Source organism: Shimia abyssi (assembly GCF_003014475.1).
Taxonomy (GTDB): domain Bacteria; phylum Pseudomonadota; class Alphaproteobacteria; order Rhodobacterales; family Rhodobacteraceae; genus Shimia; species Shimia abyssi.
In genome coordinates, this window is record NZ_PYGJ01000004.1 from 199,053 (window position 1) to 216,095 (window position 17,043).

The 17,043-nt window shown below is 57.5% G+C and carries 13 protein-coding genes; 11 read left to right on the forward strand and 2 right to left on the reverse strand.

Going from position 1 to position 17,043, the window contains the following annotated elements; translation table 11 throughout:
- The first annotated feature begins 3 nt into the window (after positions 1 to 3).
- The 3 genes from CLV88_RS09505 (at position 4) to CLV88_RS09515 (ending at position 3,643) form a co-directional block, all read left to right on the forward strand.
- On the forward strand, positions 4 to 2,262 hold the full coding sequence (locus tag CLV88_RS09505) for a PAS-domain containing protein (protein WP_106608148.1): 2,259 nt from the start codon (positions 4 to 6) through the stop codon (positions 2,260 to 2,262).
- A gap of 107 nt (positions 2,263 to 2,369) precedes the next feature.
- Positions 2,370 to 2,936, forward strand: coding sequence for a DUF4202 domain-containing protein (locus CLV88_RS09510; RefSeq protein WP_106608149.1), 567 nt, complete (start codon positions 2,370 to 2,372; stop codon positions 2,934 to 2,936).
- Positions 2,937 to 2,938: 2 nt separating this feature from the next.
- Complete coding sequence (locus CLV88_RS09515; protein ID WP_106608150.1) at positions 2,939 to 3,643, forward strand: sirohydrochlorin chelatase; 705 nt, start codon at positions 2,939 to 2,941, stop codon at positions 3,641 to 3,643.
- Here the strand turns inward: CLV88_RS09515 and CLV88_RS09520 are convergent.
- Positions 3,640 to 4,641: a LacI family DNA-binding transcriptional regulator gene (locus CLV88_RS09520; protein WP_106608151.1), complete on the reverse strand. Its 1,002-nt coding sequence runs from the start codon at positions 4,639 to 4,641 to the stop codon at positions 3,640 to 3,642. The two genes, CLV88_RS09515 and CLV88_RS09520, sit on opposite strands and share 4 nt — an antisense overlap.
- A gap of 277 nt (positions 4,642 to 4,918) precedes the next feature.
- Between CLV88_RS09520 and zwf the strand changes: the two genes are divergently transcribed.
- From zwf to eda, 3 genes are read left to right on the forward strand one after another with little or no spacing between them, the layout of a single operon-like run.
- A complete protein-coding gene (gene zwf, locus CLV88_RS09525) occupies positions 4,919 to 6,370 on the forward strand; it encodes a glucose-6-phosphate dehydrogenase (RefSeq protein WP_106608152.1) in 1,452 nt (483 codons plus the stop codon).
- Positions 6,371 to 6,417: 47 nt separating this feature from the next.
- Entirely contained in the window at positions 6,418 to 8,226 is a 1,809-nt protein-coding gene (gene edd, locus CLV88_RS09530; RefSeq protein WP_106608153.1) for a phosphogluconate dehydratase, read from the forward strand.
- 4 nt (positions 8,227 to 8,230) lie between these two features.
- On the forward strand, positions 8,231 to 8,878 hold the full coding sequence (gene eda, locus CLV88_RS09535; RefSeq protein ID WP_106608154.1) for a bifunctional 4-hydroxy-2-oxoglutarate aldolase/2-dehydro-3-deoxy-phosphogluconate aldolase: 648 nt from the start codon (positions 8,231 to 8,233) through the stop codon (positions 8,876 to 8,878).
- Here eda and CLV88_RS09540 read toward each other — a convergent pair.
- Positions 8,861 to 9,766, reverse strand: coding sequence for a LysR substrate-binding domain-containing protein (locus CLV88_RS09540; protein WP_106608155.1), 906 nt, complete (start codon positions 9,764 to 9,766; stop codon positions 8,861 to 8,863). The two genes, eda and CLV88_RS09540, sit on opposite strands and share 18 nt — an antisense overlap.
- Before the next feature lie 171 nt (positions 9,767 to 9,937).
- On the opposite strand from CLV88_RS09540, the gene katG reads away from it, so the two are divergent.
- From katG to CLV88_RS09565, 5 genes are all read left to right on the forward strand, one after another.
- A complete protein-coding gene (gene katG / locus CLV88_RS09545; protein WP_106608156.1) occupies positions 9,938 to 12,136 on the forward strand; it encodes a catalase/peroxidase HPI in 2,199 nt (732 codons plus the stop codon).
- Positions 12,137 to 12,291: 155 nt separating this feature from the next.
- Positions 12,292 to 13,416 carry a GNAT family N-acetyltransferase gene (locus CLV88_RS09550; RefSeq protein ID WP_165798848.1) on the forward strand — a complete coding sequence of 375 codons (1,125 nt, stop codon included), beginning with the start codon at positions 12,292 to 12,294 and terminating at the stop codon, positions 13,414 to 13,416.
- Positions 13,413 to 14,399, forward strand: a complete 987-nt coding sequence (locus CLV88_RS09555) for a polysaccharide deacetylase family protein (protein WP_106608158.1) — start codon at positions 13,413 to 13,415, stop codon at positions 14,397 to 14,399. The genes CLV88_RS09550 and CLV88_RS09555 overlap by 4 nt, the downstream gene beginning before the upstream one ends.
- A complete protein-coding gene (locus tag CLV88_RS09560) occupies positions 14,399 to 15,688 on the forward strand; it encodes a 3-deoxy-D-manno-octulosonic acid transferase (protein WP_106608159.1) in 1,290 nt (429 codons plus the stop codon). The genes CLV88_RS09555 and CLV88_RS09560 overlap by 1 nt, the downstream gene beginning before the upstream one ends.
- Positions 15,685 to 17,004, forward strand: coding sequence for a 3-deoxy-D-manno-octulosonic acid transferase (locus tag CLV88_RS09565; protein ID WP_106608160.1), 1,320 nt, complete (start codon positions 15,685 to 15,687; stop codon positions 17,002 to 17,004). Before CLV88_RS09560 ends, CLV88_RS09565 begins: the two co-directional genes overlap by 4 nt.
- The last annotated feature ends 39 nt before the right edge of the window (positions 17,005 to 17,043 follow it).

The following is a 17,043-nucleotide window of genomic DNA, read 5'->3' on the forward strand; positions in this document are numbered from 1 at the left end:
ACGATGCCCGATACCCTGATCAACCCAGACGACACCATTGAGCGGCAGAACGAGAAACTGCTCAAGATTGCTGGCGCGCTGATGGGACGCGTGGAACAGGGCAGCGATGTGCGCGGTATGGCTTATGCCCAGTTTGAACGTGCCGTGATGCTAGAGGCCGAAGTCGGCGCGCGCACCCGCGAGTTGGAACACGCACTGAACTTGCTCAACAAGTCGAACGCCCAGCTGGCCGAGGCCAACGCCGACGCCGAAGCCGCGCGTGCAAACCTCGCCACGGCCATTGAAACCGTTCAAGAAGGGTTTGCGCTGTTTGATGCAAACGAGGTGCTCGTCATGTGCAACAGCCGCTTTGGCCAGCACATGCGCGACATCCATCACCTGTTCAAACCGGGATTGGCATTTCACGAATACGTAGAACTGGCCTCTCAGAGCCCGTTTCTCTACTTGCCAGAAGGAACCACCCCTGCCCAATGGGCGGCAATGCGCATGACTCGTCACAAAGACGATCACGTCGTATTCAATGCCCGCATGGCCGGGAGCCGCTGGTTGCAAGTGAGCGAACACCGCACCCATGACGGTGGTACGGTTGTTTTGCAAACCGACGTGACCGACATGATGTTGCTCGAGCGTCAAGAACGGGAACGGCTGCTGGACGATCAGGCACGGCTGATCAAAGCGACGCTGGAACATCTGGACCAAGGAGTCTGTATTTTTGACGACGAAGCGCGGCTGGTGGGCTGGAACCGACGGCTTAGCGAACTGTTGTCGATCCCGACAGGTCGATTTCGCATCGGAACTCCTTTTTTTTCGATCTATCGTCAGATGTTGCGCGACAATACATTTTTGGATGCCAACCGGGCAAACACGCTTGTCAAATGGAGCGAAGGCAAAGACGCACGCGCGCCCTTGTCGCTGGAGATGGCCTTTGGGCCGAATCGCATTCTGGCCGTGTTTGCGCAGCAAATGCCGGATGGTGGCTTTGTCATCAGTTTTACAGATGTGTCTGCCGAGCGCGCGGCGGCCCGGGCATTGTCCGAAGTGAACGAAACCCTTGAACGGCGCGTCATGGACCGCACTTTGGAGCTGGAGGATGCGTTGGCCGAAGCCGAACGCGCAAATGCCTCCAAGTCGCGCTTTGTGGCCGCAGCCAGCCATGACCTGTTGCAACCTTTGTCAGCTGCAAAGCTATATCTGGCGTCAATCGACAGCGACCTGCACGACCCCGAACTGCGCCAGCGTTTGGGTAAAACCGAAAGTGCGCTCAAGAGTGTTGAGAGCATACTGGGGGCGCTGCTGGATATTTCGCGGCTCGATTCCGGATCGGCATCTGTTGATCTGACCGGAATCGCACTCAACAGGATGCTTGGCCAGTTGCGCGATGAAATGGCACCACAGGCGGCCGAAAAAGGGCTCAGTCTGTCGATCAGCCAGAAATCGGCGTGGGTACATAGCGATGCAACCTATCTGCGGCGCATTTTGCAAAACCTGATCTCGAATGCCCTACGTTACACCACGCATGGCGAAGTACGGGTTGATCTGCAACAACTTGACGACCGGCTGAGCGTATCCATCAGCGACACCGGTCCCGGCATACCGATAGATCATCAGGACAAGGTGTTTGATGAATTTCACAGGGTCAACTCAGACACCGGGCCAGCGGACGGTCTGGGACTGGGGCTGGCAATCGTGGATCGGGCCTGTCGCTTGTTGAAGCACCCTTTGCGAATGATTTCGAAAACGGGACAGGGCACGACTTTTACCATCGAATTGCCGCTGGCAACTCAGTTTGCAACCGAACGGCCCGAACGTCCCAATGTCGCAGAAAACACGCCCTTACAGCGTATTGTGTTGTTGATCGAAAACGACGACGTAATGCGCAATGCACTGACCATGACGCTCGAAGGCTGGGGGGCGGATGTTCTTCCATGTGCAAACGGTGGTGACGCGTTGAAATTGTTGGAAGAGATCGACATTGCGCCGGATATCGTTCTGGCGGATTACCAGTTGAACGACGGCGCGCTCGGCACCGATACAATTGCAATACTGCAGCAGAAGTTTGGCGATATTACCTGTTGCGTAATAACGGCAAATCGAATCGCACCCGTACCAGAAGAATGTGCGCGGCTGGGGGCCATGCTGCTCTACAAGCCCATCAATCTGGTCAAGCTGCGCGCGTTTGTCGAACAAGCCGCAACGCCAGGCTCTTTGCAGCAATCCGGCGACACGGTGCCGGAAAATGGCACCGATGCAATACCGACGTAATACCGACGTAATACCGACCCTCTGATTTTGCGCCAGTAGCGCTTGCCGATGCCTGCCGCGAGCCTTAGTTTGAGACCTTCAACACCAGCCATCGGAGCCAATTGTTTATGTCCAAACTCGCCACTGTTCTCGCCGCAATCGACGCCGCAAACGCCAAAGATCCGCGCGCGGACGAAGGCCAGCCCGAGGCGTTTCTCTATGGCACAAGAATGAGTGAAGAGGTTGATCGCCTGTTCCCCGACGCGCCGGATGTTCTTCAGATCGCAGCGCGTGGTCAGCATATCGAACGCTGGGTACTCAAACGGGCAGACTATCCCGAAGGGCGCGCCGGCTATCTGAAATGGCGCCGCGAGCTGGCCGCACATCACGCCGCCCGTGTTGGCGAGTTGATGGCCCAGGCTGGTTACGGCGCAGACCACATTGCCGAAGCCGGGCAGATGCTGCGCAAGGAAGGGATCAAGCGCAATGAACAGGTTCAGGCGCTGGAAGACGTGATCTGTTTCGTGTTCCTGAAGTGGTATTTCGCGCCTTTCGCCGCAAAGCACCCGCATGAGAAAGTGGTTGATATCGTTCAGAAAACGGCACGAAAGATGTCCGCCGATGGACGTACGCGAGCCTTGGCAGAATTTGATCTGCCGAATGATCTGGCGGATGCCGTTCGCGCGGCTGATTAACGATGCCATCACCATGCGAAGCGCTGATTGTCGCCCATGGCCAACCCTGGGCGCCGGAACCACCCGAGGAAAAACTAGCCGTCTTGGCCGCAGACGTGCAGGCGCGGTTGCGTGGCTGGACGGTTCGTTCTGCAACAATCGCCATGCCCGGGCGGCTAGAAGACCAAGCGGCATTGATGCCAAAGAATGGCGTGATTTATCCGTTTTTCATGTCCGACGGCTGGTTCGTATCGCGTGTCCTGCCAAAGCGATTGGGCAACGCGCCACAACGCATTTTGCCACCCTTTGGCTTTGATGACGCCCTGCCCCAATTGGCCGCTGATTTAGTAAGCCGTGAACTGGCTCAGCATGGTTGGCGCGTCGCAGAAACAACCGTTGTTCTGGCCGCGCATGGATCAGCCCGCGGACCACGCGCCGCCGAGGCGACGCACCGCTTCGCATCTCTCTTGAAGTCATTGATACCAAATGCAAAAGTCCGAACGGGATTTGTCGAGGAATGCCCCTGTGTCGAAGCCGCAGCCTTTGGCGCTGATCGCCAATCGATCTGTTTGCCGTTCTTTGCACAAGAAGGGGATCACTGTCGGGATGACATCCCAAGAATGCTGGATCAGGCCGGTTTTGAAGGGGTGCGCTTGAAGCCTTTGGGCGAGGCGCCGGACGTTGCAAGCCTGATCGCGGATACACTTACGAAAAGCGGTTTGCGCTAGAGCGACTGTCCTAGAGTCAATGTCGGATCCAGCCGGATCATCTGACAGGGCGCGTCCGCTTGGTCCGTGAATTCAATGATTATCCCGGCCGCCTTTTCACCGATCTCAAACCGATGAGCATCTGTTGTGGCAAGCGTCATTGGTAACCCCTTGAGAAGGTCTAGGCTGTTGAAACCTGCAATCGCCAGATCGTTCGGAATACTCATCCCGGAGGCAAGACAGTGCATATATGCGCCAACAGACATAACGTCACTGGAATAGTAAATGCAGTCCAGATCAGGTATGCGCGCCAACAATTGCTCGGTCAGTCGCCTTCCGTTTTCTATCGAAGAAACGCCTGCGTAAAGTTCCTCTCCAGCCAGATCGACCCCTGCGGCATTCAACGCCTCAACGAACCCTTTCAGGCGTTTCTCGGCTCTAAAATCCTGAGGCATTTTTGTCCCGATGAACCCGATACGTCTGTAACCGCGTTCCAACATCATAACCGCCATGTCCCGCCCGGCCTGCAAATGCGAAATGCCGACACAATGGGCAACCGGGTCACCATCTGTATCCATGATTTCCACCACGGGACAATCCGCGGCGGCCAACATCCGGCGGGAGGCCTCGCCATGTTCTAACCCGGCCACGATCAGGCCGGATGGGCGCCAGCTTAGCATTTCACGGATAACTTCTTCTTCTTCGTCCGGGTCATAACCGGTGACACCGATTACAGGTTTCATCGGCGTCGGTTTCAACGCCGCAGAAATGCCCGACAGCACCTCGGGAAATACTGAGCTTGAAAGGCTAGGCACCACCACGCCAACAAGGTTCACCTTTTGGGACGCCAGTGCGCCCGCTATTCTGTTGGGCACGTACCCGACCTGTTTGGCGATGTCTTCGACCTTACGTTTGGTGGCGTCAGACACGTCTGGCGCACCTCGCATGGCGCGTGACGCTGTCATTTCGCTGACCCCGGCAAGGCGTGCGATGTCCTTGAGCAAAAGTTTTTTTCCCATGGAGCGATGGTCGGCTACAATGACAGAAACCGCAAGTCGTAAAACCCGATTTACGCACCTATATTTTTTGTTGATTCGAAGGTTCAGTTGAACTATTGGTAGCGCTAACGGTAGCGCCAACGAAACGGCTGACATCATACAGCTTGTTCATTTGGCTGAAGGAGCCTGAACGTGAAACTCAAGAACGCACGCGCACATCGCCCCGGCCTGCTCCGGATTTATGAACCAAATTCCACGGCCGTGACTGCGGCATCTGAAACTTTTGGAGTAGCGTGACATGGTCGCCCGCGTAATTCCCGTCTCCCCTTTTGATCTGGTAATTTTTGGCGCTACGGGTGATCTGGCCCGCCGCAAAATCCTGCCAGGGTTATTCCACCGTTTTAAGGTCGAGCAAATGCCCGAAGATGCCCGGATCATCGGGGCGGCGCGTTCGGAGTTTGACAGCGCCGCGTTTCGCAAAGTGGTGCGCGAGTCTTTGGAGCAGTTCGTAGGCGAAGCGGATCGCCCCGCTAACACCGTTGAACAGTTTCTGGAGCGCATCGACTATGTCAATGTTGACGCGATGGGTGACAAGGGCTGGGACGCCCTATCTGATCTGCTGCGCGAAGACAAAGTGCGCGCGTTCTATTTCTCGGTCACGCCCAGCCTGTTTGGTACACTGGCCGAACAGCTGCACAAACGCGGCATTGCCACACCAGAGAGCCGGATCGTGGTTGAAAAACCCTTTGGTCACGACTTAGAGACCGCAAAGGCGCTGAACGCTGATCTTCTCAAGTGTTTTAACGAAGAACAAATCTATCGCATTGACCACTATCTGGGAAAAGAGACCGTTCAGAACCTGATGGCGCTGCGATTTGCCAATTCGCTGTTTGAACCGCTTTGGAATTCGACCCATATCGACCATGTGCAGATAACCGTGGCCGAGAGCTTGGGTGTCGAAGGGCGCGGTGAGTATTACGACAATTCCGGCGCGATGCGGGACATGGTGCAGAACCACCTGATGCAGCTATTGTGCCTGATCGCGATGGAACCGCCTTCTCGGTTTGAGCCAAATGCAGTGCGAGACGAAAAGGTGAAGGTGATCGAAGCGCTGGAGCCTGTGGCGCCCGATGACATTGTGCGCGGTCAGTATTACGACTGGAACAACCGTGTGGGATACAAGGACCACGCGGGCAACCCCGAGAGCCGCACCGAAAGCTTTGTGGCAATGAAGGTGGCCGTTGCCAATTGGCGTTGGGCAGGCACTCCGTTCTATCTGCGCACCGGGAAAAAGCTGCGCACGCGCATGTCCGAAATCGCAGTAATCTTTCGCGATCCACCGCACATGATTTTCCCCAAGATGGAAGGGCGTCGCGGCAATGCGTTGGTGATCCGGCTGCAACCGGACGAAGGCATCACGTTACGCACTACGATCAAGGAACCCGGCCCCGGTGGTATGCGCCTGACCGAAGTTGCCATGGACATGACATTTGACGACGCGTTGGGCGAGGATCTGCACGCCCAAGACGCCTATGAACGGTTGATCATGGATGTGATCCGTGGCGATCAGACGCTGTTCATGCGTGGCGACGAGGTGGAATCGGCCTGGGCCTGGGCCGATCCGCTGATCGAAAACTGGAAGAACTCAACCCAGCGCCCAGCAAGCTATGACTCTGGTGGCTCTGGTCCCGAGGAATCGATGATGCTGATGCATCAGGACGGGCGCCGCTGGCGCAGCGTTGGTCAATAAATCGCGTACACGACATTCACCGAAACCCAGAATTTAAAGGTACCGGAATGGCACTTCACGACACAGTTCAAAAAGTCACGGACCGCATTATCGAACGCAGCGCAGACAGCCGCGGCACATACCTCGCCCGCATGGACGCGGCGCGGTCCAAAGGCCCGGCGCGGGCTCATCTTAGCTGCTCGGGACAGGCACACGCCTATGCCGGGGCGGGCGCGGATCAGGACGCGTTGGCAACGGGTGGCGCGGGCAACCTTGGCATCATCACCGCCTACAACGACATGCTTTCGGCGCATCAGCCGTTTGAAACTTATCCCACGCTGATCCGCGAGGCTGCGCGCCAGATGGGTGGCACGGCGCAGGTTGCGGGCGGTGTCCCTGCAATGTGTGACGGTGTGACCCAAGGCGAGGCAGGCATGGAGCTGAGCCTGTTTTCGCGTGACGTGATCGCGCTGGCGACGGGTGTCGCACTCAGTCATAACACCTTTGACGCGGCAGTATTTCTGGGCGTGTGTGACAAGATCGTTCCCGGCCTAGTGATCGGGGCGCAGGCGTTTGGGCATCTGCCCGCCGTTTTCCTACCTGCCGGTCCGATGACCAGCGGTCTGGCGAATGACGAAAAGGCCAAGGTACGCCAGAAATTTGCCGCCGGAGAGGTCGGGCGCGACGCGTTGATGGCTGCAGAAATGGCGGCCTATCACGGCCCCGGCACGTGCACGTTCTATGGCACGGCAAACACCAACCAGATGCTGATGGAGTTCATGGGCCTGCACCTGCCCGGTGCCAGCTTTGTATCACCGAATACCGAATTGCGCGAGGCGCTGACCAAAGAAGGCGCGCGCCAGTCGCTGGCCAATAGCGCCCTTGGCAACAACTACTCGCCGGTTTGCCATATTCTGGATGAAAAGGCATTTGTGAACGGGATTGTCGGGCTGAACGCCACCGGCGGGTCGACCAACCTGTTGATCCACCTGATCGCCATGGCGCGCGCCGGTGGGATTATGCTGGACTGGCAGGATTTCTCAGAACTCTCAGATGTCACGCCGCTCTTGGCGCGGGTCTATCCAAACGGCCTTGCGGATGTAAACCATTTCCACGCCGCTGGTGGCCTTGGCTACATGATTGGCGAGTTGCTGGGCGCGGGTCTGCTGCATCCTGACACCAAAACGGCGGCGGGTGATGGTCTGGATACCTACACGCGCGAACCTAAGCTGATCGATGGCGAACTCAGTTGGGTGGCAGGCACCAAGACCAGCCTGAACGATAAGATCGTGCGCCCTGCCAATGACGCGTTCCAGCCAACCGGCGGGCTAAAGCGGATGGCCGGCAATATGGGAACGGCTGTCATGAAAGTCTCCGCCGTCGCACCAGAACATCGCATCGTCGAAGCCTCGGCACGCGTGTTCCACGATCAGGAAGAGGTCAAGGCCGCTTTCAAGGCTAATGAGTTGACCGAGGACGTCGTGATTGTTGTGCGTTTTCAGGGGCCCAAGGCCAACGGCATGCCGGAACTGCACAGCCTGACACCGATGCTGGGTATCATGCAGGGGCGCGGCCAAAAGGTGGCGCTGGTAACGGATGGGCGCATGTCAGGTGCGTCGGGCAAGATCCCGGCGGCGATCCATGTCAGCCCCGAAGCGCTGGATGGCGGCGCCATAGGGCGTGTGCTAGACGGTGATCTGGTACGTGTGGATGGCGAGGCAGGCGTGCTGGAAATCCTTGTTGACGATCTAGAGGCCCGCGCTGTGGCCACCGCCGATCTGTCAGCCTATCATGCCGGAACAGGCCGCGAATTATTCGCAGCCTTCCGTAATTCTGTAGGGGCCGCCACCGAAGGCGCCTCGATATTTGGGAACTGATAATATGTCGATTACCCCTTCTCAGGCGAGCCAAGCAGCCCGCGAACTATGTCAGGCTGCGCCGATTGTGCCGGTTCTGGTTGTTGAAAGCACGGATCACGCGCGCCCCTTGGCCGAGGCATTGGTCGCGGGCGGATTGCCCGTGCTTGAGGTAACGCTGCGCACCCCGGCAGCGCTTGAGGTCATTGCTGAAATGGCCAAGGTCAAGGGCGGCATGGTGGGCGCGGGTACGCTGCTTACACCGGCTGATGTCAATGCGGCCAAAGAGGCCGGTGCCACCTTTGGCGTGTCACCTGGTGCGACGGATGTGCTGCTTGAGGCATGTGAGGCCGAGGGCCTGCCACTCTTGCCCGGCGCGGCCTCTGCAAGCGAAGCAATGCGCCTTCTGGAGCGTGGCTATGACATGCTGAAATTCTTTCCGGCAGAAGCCGCTGGCGGAGCCAAATTCATTGGCTCGCTGGCCAGCCCCCTGCCTCAGATTTCATTCTGCCCAACCGGTGGTGTCAGCCCAACAAACGCCTCCGACTACCTGTCGCTGGCCAACGTGGTCTGCGCAGGTGGCAGCTGGGTTGCGCCCAAGGCGCTGGTCAATGACGGCGCGTGGGATCAGATCGAAGCCCTTGCGCGCGATGCATCAAAGTTGAGCCGCTAAATCATTCGCAGATTGCCGAACACCTTCGGCAATCTGCTCCAACCGATCCGCCAACGGATTGGTTTTGCGCCAGACCATGCCAACCCGGCGCTGCGGCGCCGGTGCCGCGAAATGGGACACGATCACCGGGGCCGAGCGCGTTTCAACCGACACGGCCATTTCCGGAATGAGAGTCACGCCAATTCCGGACCCAACCATCTGGACTAATGTGGACAGGCTACTGCCGTCAAACCCATCGGTTGGTGTTGTGCCGCCGATATTGCAGAACTCCAGCGCCTGATCGCGAAAACAATGCCCCTCTTCGAGCAACAGCAAACGCATCCGGTGTAGCGTATCAACATTTGGAATAGGTTTGCCCGCATCCGTTGCGGCGCGCACCAGCACAAACTCTTCTGAAAAGAGATCCACCTCGGTCAGTGTTGGGTCATCAAGGGGCAGCGCCAAAATGGCAGCATCCAACCGCCCTTCGTCCATCTCGCGCAATAGGGTCGAGGTCAGCGTTTCACGCACATGAATGTCCAGCGCCGGAAAATTCTTCCCCAAGGTGCGCATGATCGAGGGCAACAGATAGGGCGCGATGGTGGGAATCACCCCCAGACGTAACCGCCCCGAAAGCCCTTGTTGCGAGGCACGCGCAAGGTCGCCCAGCTCTTCGATCGATAGCAATATCTCGCGGGCGCGCGTCAGAACATCTTCGCCCACATTTGTTAGACGCACCTTGCGGGCGGACCGCTCGAAAAGTTGCACTCCGAGTGTATCTTCTAACTCTTTGATTTGCACCGAAAGCGCCGGCTGCGAAATCGAACACGTCTCGGCAGCGCGACCAAAATGGCCCTGACGGGCCAGCGCGTCAAAATATCGAAGCTGTCGGAGCGTTACATTAATCATAAGAAAAAACTATCGGAACGATGAAAAAATGCAACTTAGAATAATTCAAAAAAGCGGCTAGGCTCATGTCTGTTGGCACCAAAACAGCCGACTCAGAGTTTATTGCGCCGAACGTTGGGCAAGCCCGTGCACAAGGCACGGACCGTTCGGCATTTATCAGTGGAGGACGTCATGGACGGAAATGATATGAGCAGCGGCGGCAAATGCCCGGTCATGCATGGACAGGTCAAGCAGGGTACAAATTCCAATCGGGATTGGTGGCCAAACCAATTGAATCTGAAGATTTTGCACCAGCGTTCGGATCTCTCCGATCCGATGAACCCGGATTTCGATTATCGCGAAGAGTTTCAGAAACTTGACTATGATGCGCTCAAGGCCGATTTGACCGCGTTGATGACAGACTCACAGGATTGGTGGCCAGCGGATTATGGCCATTACGGCGGTCTTTTCATCCGCATGGCATGGCATAGCGCAGGCACCTATCGCACGACAGACGGTCGCGGCGGTGGATCAACCGGGAACCAGCGGTTTGCCCCGCTCAACAGCTGGCCGGACAACGGCAACCTCGACAAGGCACGCCGCCTGTTGTGGCCGATCAAACAGAAATACGGCAACCAGATCTCCTGGGCCGATCTGATGATCCTGGCCGGAAACGTGGCCATTGAATCGATGGGTGGCAAGACGTTTGGCTTTGCCGGTGGCCGTGCCGACATCTGGGAGCCCGAAGAAGACATCTATTGGGGTGCCGAAACCGAATGGCTGGCGACCAGCGATCAGGAAAACAGCCGTTACTCCGGTGAGCGCGAGCTGGACAATCCATTGGCGGCTGTGCAGATGGGCCTGATCTATGTGAACCCCGAAGGTCCGGATGGGAACCCCGATCCGGTATTGTCAGGCAATGACGTGATCGACACGTTTGGCCGCATGGCGATGAACCCCGAAGAAACGGTGGCGCTGGTCGCGGGTGGTCACACCTTTGGCAAGGCACATGGCGCAGGTAACCCCGACCTCGTTGGCTCCGAGCCAGAAGGTGCAGAGATCGAACATATGGGTCTGGGCTGGATCAATGGCCATGGCACCGGCAACGCGGGTGACACGACAACCTCGGGAGTTGAGGGCGCATGGAAGCCAAACCCGACACAGTGGGACAACGGCTATTTCGACGTGCTGTTTGGCTATGACTGGGAGCTGACCAAGAGCCCGGCAGGCGCACAGCAATGGGTCGCCAAGGATGTCGCCCCTGAGCACATGGTGGTTGACGCACATGACCCCAGCAAAATGCACGCGCCAATGATGACGACAGCGGATATGTCGCTGCGGATGCATCCCGAACTGGAGCCATTTGCGCGCAATTTCCATCAGAACCCTGACGCATTTGCCGATGCATTTGCCCGCGCTTGGTTCAAGCTGACCCACCGCGATATGGGGCCTCGCTCACTTTATCTTGGGCCAGAGGCACCAGACGAGGAATTGTTGTGGCAGGATTGTGTGCCAGCCGCAGATCATGCGCCAATAGACGCCGCAGACGAAGTGGCCTTGAAGGCAGAGATCGCAGCATCTGGTCTGTCCGTGGCCGAACTGGTGTCAACCGCATGGAATGCGGCGGCAACCTTCCGTGGCTCGGACAAGCGTGGCGGGGCAAATGGCGGCCGCATCCGTCTTGAGCCTCAAGCGAGCTGGGACAGCAACGAGCCTGCGCAGCTGGCCAAGGTGCTGGACGTGCTGGGCGGCATTCAGACGTCGTTTGGCAAACCCGTTTCGCTGGCCGATCTGGTTGTGTTGGCGGGGAATGTCGGTGTTGAGCAGGCTGCCAAAGCTGCTGGCCACTATGTGGCTGTGCCGTTTTCGGCAGGGCGTACTGACGCCAGTCAGGATCAGACCGATGTCGAGAGCTTTGCCGTACTGGAACCTGCGGCGGACGGCTTCCGCAACTATCAGAAGACCGAGTATGCAGTCGCACCAGAAGAGCTTTTGCTGGATCGCGCGCAGCTTCTGACACTGACCGCACCTGAGATGACGGCGCTGGTTGGCGGGATGCGGGCAATGGGGGCAAACCATGGCCAGACCACCCACGGTGTGCTGACCAATCGTCCCGGCGCACTGAGCAACGACTTCTTTGTGAACTTGCTGGATATGGGCACCAAGTGGGGTCCGAAAGAGGGTGAGCCAGGGCTTTATAGCGGCGTAGACCGTGCCAGTGGCGCAGAGAGCTGGACCGCGACACGTGTCGATCTGGTGTTTGGTTCCAACTCGATCCTGCGGGCGATTGCCGAGGTGTACGGATCGTCGGATGGCGAGGCCAAGTTTGTGGCGGATTTTGTCGCCGCATGGGCCAAGGTCATGAACGCAGATCGGTTTGACCTGCTGTAATCACACTAGAAAACGGGCAAAGCGGAGTTTCCGCTTTGCCTAAACGATGCGCCGCAACTGCGTTCAACGCGCGAGGCAAGGCGGCAAAAAGACGGCTCGAACCAATCCTCAGATTCAGCGTGATTTTTGGTTTTGCGTCAACTATGTCTTCTGACATGCAAAGCACTTCAAAAAACATCAACGACCAGTTGGTCACAATCGGATCTGCCTGTGAATTAGGTGTATCCAATCAGGACATCGCCGCGTTTTACGCTGTGCAATGGGCCCGGCCAATTGCACTTGGGCGCACGGATTATTTGCAATGGCAATTCAATGACGCGCCGACGTCAGAGGCGGGAAATCACAGCGTTGTTGCCCTTGATGGCACCGAGATCATTGCCGTAATGGGGGCAACGCCGCGTGATTTTTGTGTGGGTGAGACGTGCAAAAAGGGTGCGGAGCTGACCACTTGGATTGTATCCCCTAAGGCGCAGGGGCGCGGTGTGGGCGGCAAAATGCTGCGCTATTTTCAGAGCAGATACGAAGTGCTGTCGGGCGCTGGGATCACGAATCAGGCTTTGCCGCTGTACCTCAAGGCAGAGTTCACATTCCTCGCCCATATTCCGCGGTTCTTCTATGTTTCTGACTTTGAACGTATTGCGCGGTTTACTGACCCGCACTCGGCGGCGTTGTCGATTGTGCAACGGCGCCAACAAATGGGCGCGGCGTTGACCCAACAGGGACAAGCTTGCGCGGCGTTTGATTTGCCCGGGCGTGTCGGCCAGCCTACCCCTGACGCCATCCAATGGAACCGGGATGCCGCCTATATGCAGTGGCGCTATGACGAGCATCCGGTATTCACGTACGAAGCATTCGCGATTGACGCAAACGCCTCAAACGCGTGCGGTGTGGTCATGCGGCAAGATGAGGTGGACGGGATACCGTTTCTGCATGTTGTTGATTTTTCTGGCCCACCCTCTGGCTATGCCGCGGCGGGCGCGTTTCTGGAGGCCGAAGCAACACGTCGGGGCTGTGCATTTGTCGATATCAGCGCTACGCATCACAGTCTGATCGCAAACTTGCGGGCACGCGGCTGGAACTCGGCGGTGGATGATCCATTGATTGAATTGCCCAGCTTGTTCTACCCGGTCGAGCTGCGCCGCCCACCAACAACTTCGTTGGTGTTCTGGGCGCGCGATGATCGCAGCTCCCTTTATGACTTTGGCCAACAGTTCTATTCCAAAGGCGACCTGGATCTCGACCGCCCAACCTTGGCTTTTTACGAAAAGCACGGCCTATGACTCGCACATCCGCGCGCGCGCCGGTGACCGTGGTGATGTATCACTATGTGCGCCCTTTGGCCGACAGCCCGTTCCCGAGGCTTAAGGCACTTGAGCTTGCCGATTTTCACACACAGTTGGACTATCTCTCGGCGCATTACTCGGTTATCTCGCCCGCCGCGTTTCACGCCGCGCTGCACAATGGCGCAGACTTGCCCAACCGGCCGTGCCTGCTGACCTTTGATGACGGCTATAGCGACCACTACGATCACGTCTTTCCAGCTCTGCAAGACCGCGCGATGACTGGATTATTCTTTACCCCCTACATGTCGCTAATCAAGCGCCAGATGCTGGAGGTGAACAAGGTTCAGTTCATCCTTGCATGCTGCGAACACTCCGACAGGCTGGCCCGGAAACTGGACAGTTATCTGGAAATGGAAGGGTATGATGACATCGCGTCCTTGCGACAGGAATTTGGCGCGGCCAATCGGTTTGACGACCCGGATGTCGCCTATTTCAAGCGGATGCTACAACACGCGTTACCCGCCCCTTTACGCGCCAAAATTATCGCCTCGCTTTTTGAGGAACACGTCTCGACGGACGTAACCGCCTTTGCCGAAACCCTCTATCTGACACCTGATCAAGCGCGCGATATGCGGGCCACAGGTAATGAGTTTGGCGCGCATGGCGATCTGCATTTGTGGCACGCCAAGGCGAGCGCCGAGCAGCTTGCGCAAGAGGTCAGCGGCAGCGTGCGCGCCTTGGAAACAATTGGCGCCCCTGTGCAGGGCGGGTTCTACTGCTATCCATTCGGTAGCGAGAACAATACCGTGCGTTGCGCGGTCCAACAGGCCGGGTTCACAACCGGTTTCACGGTTGTTCCCGACCTATACACACCAAGCGCTGACAGCGCGTTGTCGGTCTCTCGGCTGGACACAATCGACCTGCCCCGTTCCGTGGATGCGGTAAACGATCCCTGGTTGGCTAAGGCAACAGTGCCCTGATGTCTGGCTCTGCCCCGTTCAGCCTGCAAATGGCGTGTTACAAGCTGCTGCGCCCATTGTTGCAGCCGATTATGCGGCGCGTTTTGGCCCACCGTGTCAAATCCGGCAAGGACGATCCAGTACGTAGTCAGGAAAAGCTTGGCCTGACCGATTTAAGCCGGCCTAAGGGCACGTTGATTTGGTTACACGCGGTTGGATTGGGCGAAGTGCTGGCCTTGCGCCCCTTAATCACTGAAATGCGACGCCAACGCCCGGATTTGCAATTCCTGATCACATCAACAGCGCGCTCAGCTGGCAAAGTTATTGGGGACAATCTGCCGGACAACACAATGCACCAGTTCCTACCGCTGGATGGTCCGCTTTTTGTGAAACGGTTTCTGAATCATTGGCAACCGGACCTGTCGATCTGGTCTGAACAAGACCTGTGGCCCGGCGCGATCATGGACACCGCGCGCAGGGGCATTCCACTTGCCTACATCAACGCACGGATCACGCCGCAAAGCTATCAGCGGCGAAAAACGTTTCGTGGATTGTATCGCAAGATGCTGGCCCAGTTCGAAATTGTCACCGCCCAAAATCAGGAAAGCGCTCAATTCCTTGAAGCCCTTGGCGCGCATGACGTAAAGGTCATGCCCTCGCTGAAACCCGCCGCGGAACCACTGCGCGCGGATGCAGGTGTGGTTCAGGAGATGCAGCAGGCTATAGGCACGCGCAAGGTATGGGTTGCCGCATCTACGCATAAGGCCGACGAAGACGTTGTGCTTGAGGCCCATAAGATCCTGCTCAAACGCGACCCTCAGACCCTGTTGGTTCTGGTCCCGCGCATTCCCGTGCGCGCGCCCGAGATCGCGACGACACTTGCGCACGCGGGTTTCTCTTTTGCTCAGCGCAGCATCGGGCAACCCATAGCACCGGAAACGTCTGTCTATCTTGCCGACAGTTTCGGAGAGTTGGGCGTGTGGTATCGCATTTCGAACATCGCACTGATTGGTGCGTCATTTGACGGGTTAGGTGGGCATAACCCATGGGAGGCGGTGTGTCTGAGCAACCGCGTACTGCACGGCCCCGGTGTACATAATTTTATCTCAGATTATCAGATACTTGACGCGCAATCGATCAGTGAAGAAATCGCCGATACGCCGCAAGCGGCACAGGAAATCGCGGATAAGATAACATCAACTAAAGGCGCGAAACCTCACGCCAATGCGGATCGATTGATTGATGAGGCCCGCAGTGCGCTCGAACCTCTCGCTGCGGCTCTGCTCAAACTCGAGGGGCACAGCGCATGATATTGGGCACAACCATGGTATTTTACCGCCTGCTATGGGCCTGTTTATTGCCGGTTGGGCTGGTGTACCTCTGGCTTCGCGGTCGCAAGGACCCGCTTTATCGACAGCACATTGGAGAACGATTTGGCGTCTATTCAAAACCATTGCCACAGCGCCCGGTTTGGATCCATGCCGTCAGCATTGGCGAATTGCGATCTGCGACGGCTTTGATACGCTGTGCACTGGCCGCTGGGCATAACGTGCTGGTTACAAACTTCACCCCAGCCGGGCGGCGCGAATCCGAGAAACAGTTTGCCCCGGAAATCGCAAGCGGTCGGCTGGCTGTGGTCTATGTGCCTTTTGACATGAGCTGGTGTCACAGGCGGTTAATCGCGGCCTGTCAGCCGCAGATTTGCCTGCCCCTCGAGGTGGAAATCTGGCCTTGCATGATCCACGCCACCCGGCGGGCCGGTGTGCCGCTTTATCTATGTAACGCGCAATACGCGACCAAATCGTGGATACGCGATGCCAAGGGGTTGAAGTTTCGCAAACGGATTGTCGCGAAATGCGCAGGTGCTTTTGTAAAATCGGACATCCACAAACAGCGATACGAGTCGATCGGCGTCGAGGACGTAATCGTGACCGGCGAATTGCGGTTCGATCAGGCGATCCCGGACTACCTGCTAGACGCGGCAGAGGCGCATCGCCCAGCCCTGCAACGGGACAATCGCCAAGTCATCGCCATAGCCAGCGGCGTGGAACATGAAGAAACAATTTATCGGGACATGATCCAGAACCTTGTTGCCAATGCCCATGAGCGTGGTTCGCCGGCACCGTTGGTGATCTATGTTCCGCGCGCACCCGAACGGTTTGACGCGGTGTTTGACGGGCTGTGTCAGGCCGGGCTTTCGGTTGAGCGGCGCTCAAGACTGGGCGCGCCCGGCGCCGAAGGCCTGAAGAACATCCAACTTCCAGACACCAACAAGATACAGGTTCTGTTGGGCGATAGCCTTGGTGAGATGTTCTATTACCTCGCCCTAGCGCAAAAGGTCATCGTGGGCGGCGGGTTTTATGAAAGAGGCGCGCATAATATCATCGAGCCGCTTGCCATTGGCAAACCGGCCTATGTGGGCCCTTACACGTGGACAATCGAATACCCGTTCGAAGAGGCGAAACTTGCCGGCATTGCGACATCCTACGAGACGCCAGACGCCATGGTCGACGCACTGTTGGCGCTGCCCGTTCCCGAACCGCAAACCATCGCGGAGTTCATGGGTCTGCACTCTGGGGCCAGCGCAAAAACGCTGGCGGGTATCGAAAAGGTTATCGCCCGATAGCACCAGTAGGTCACGAAGGCGCAGCTCAAAACCTGCCAG

Coding starts and splice junctions, on each gene's coding strand:
- CLV88_RS09505 (WP_106608148.1), top strand. CDS start 4: ATGCCCGATACCCTGATCAACCCAGACGACACCATTGAGCGGCAGAAC.
- CLV88_RS09510 (WP_106608149.1), top strand. CDS start 2,370: ATGTCCAAACTCGCCACTGTTCTCGCCGCAATCGACGCCGCAAACGCC.
- CLV88_RS09515 (WP_106608150.1), top strand. CDS start 2,939: ATGCCATCACCATGCGAAGCGCTGATTGTCGCCCATGGCCAACCCTGG.
- CLV88_RS09520 (WP_106608151.1), bottom strand. CDS start 4,641: ATGGGAAAAAAACTTTTGCTCAAGGACATCGCACGCCTTGCCGGGGTC.
- zwf (WP_106608152.1), top strand. CDS start 4,919: ATGGTCGCCCGCGTAATTCCCGTCTCCCCTTTTGATCTGGTAATTTTT.
- edd (WP_106608153.1), top strand. CDS start 6,418: ATGGCACTTCACGACACAGTTCAAAAAGTCACGGACCGCATTATCGAA.
- eda (WP_106608154.1), top strand. CDS start 8,231: ATGTCGATTACCCCTTCTCAGGCGAGCCAAGCAGCCCGCGAACTATGT.
- CLV88_RS09540 (WP_106608155.1), bottom strand. CDS start 9,766: ATGATTAATGTAACGCTCCGACAGCTTCGATATTTTGACGCGCTGGCC.
- katG (WP_106608156.1), top strand. CDS start 9,938: ATGGACGGAAATGATATGAGCAGCGGCGGCAAATGCCCGGTCATGCAT.
- CLV88_RS09550 (WP_165798848.1), top strand. CDS start 12,292: ATGCAAAGCACTTCAAAAAACATCAACGACCAGTTGGTCACAATCGGA.
- CLV88_RS09555 (WP_106608158.1), top strand. CDS start 13,413: ATGACTCGCACATCCGCGCGCGCGCCGGTGACCGTGGTGATGTATCAC.
- CLV88_RS09560 (WP_106608159.1), top strand. CDS start 14,399: ATGTCTGGCTCTGCCCCGTTCAGCCTGCAAATGGCGTGTTACAAGCTG.
- CLV88_RS09565 (WP_106608160.1), top strand. CDS start 15,685: ATGATATTGGGCACAACCATGGTATTTTACCGCCTGCTATGGGCCTGT.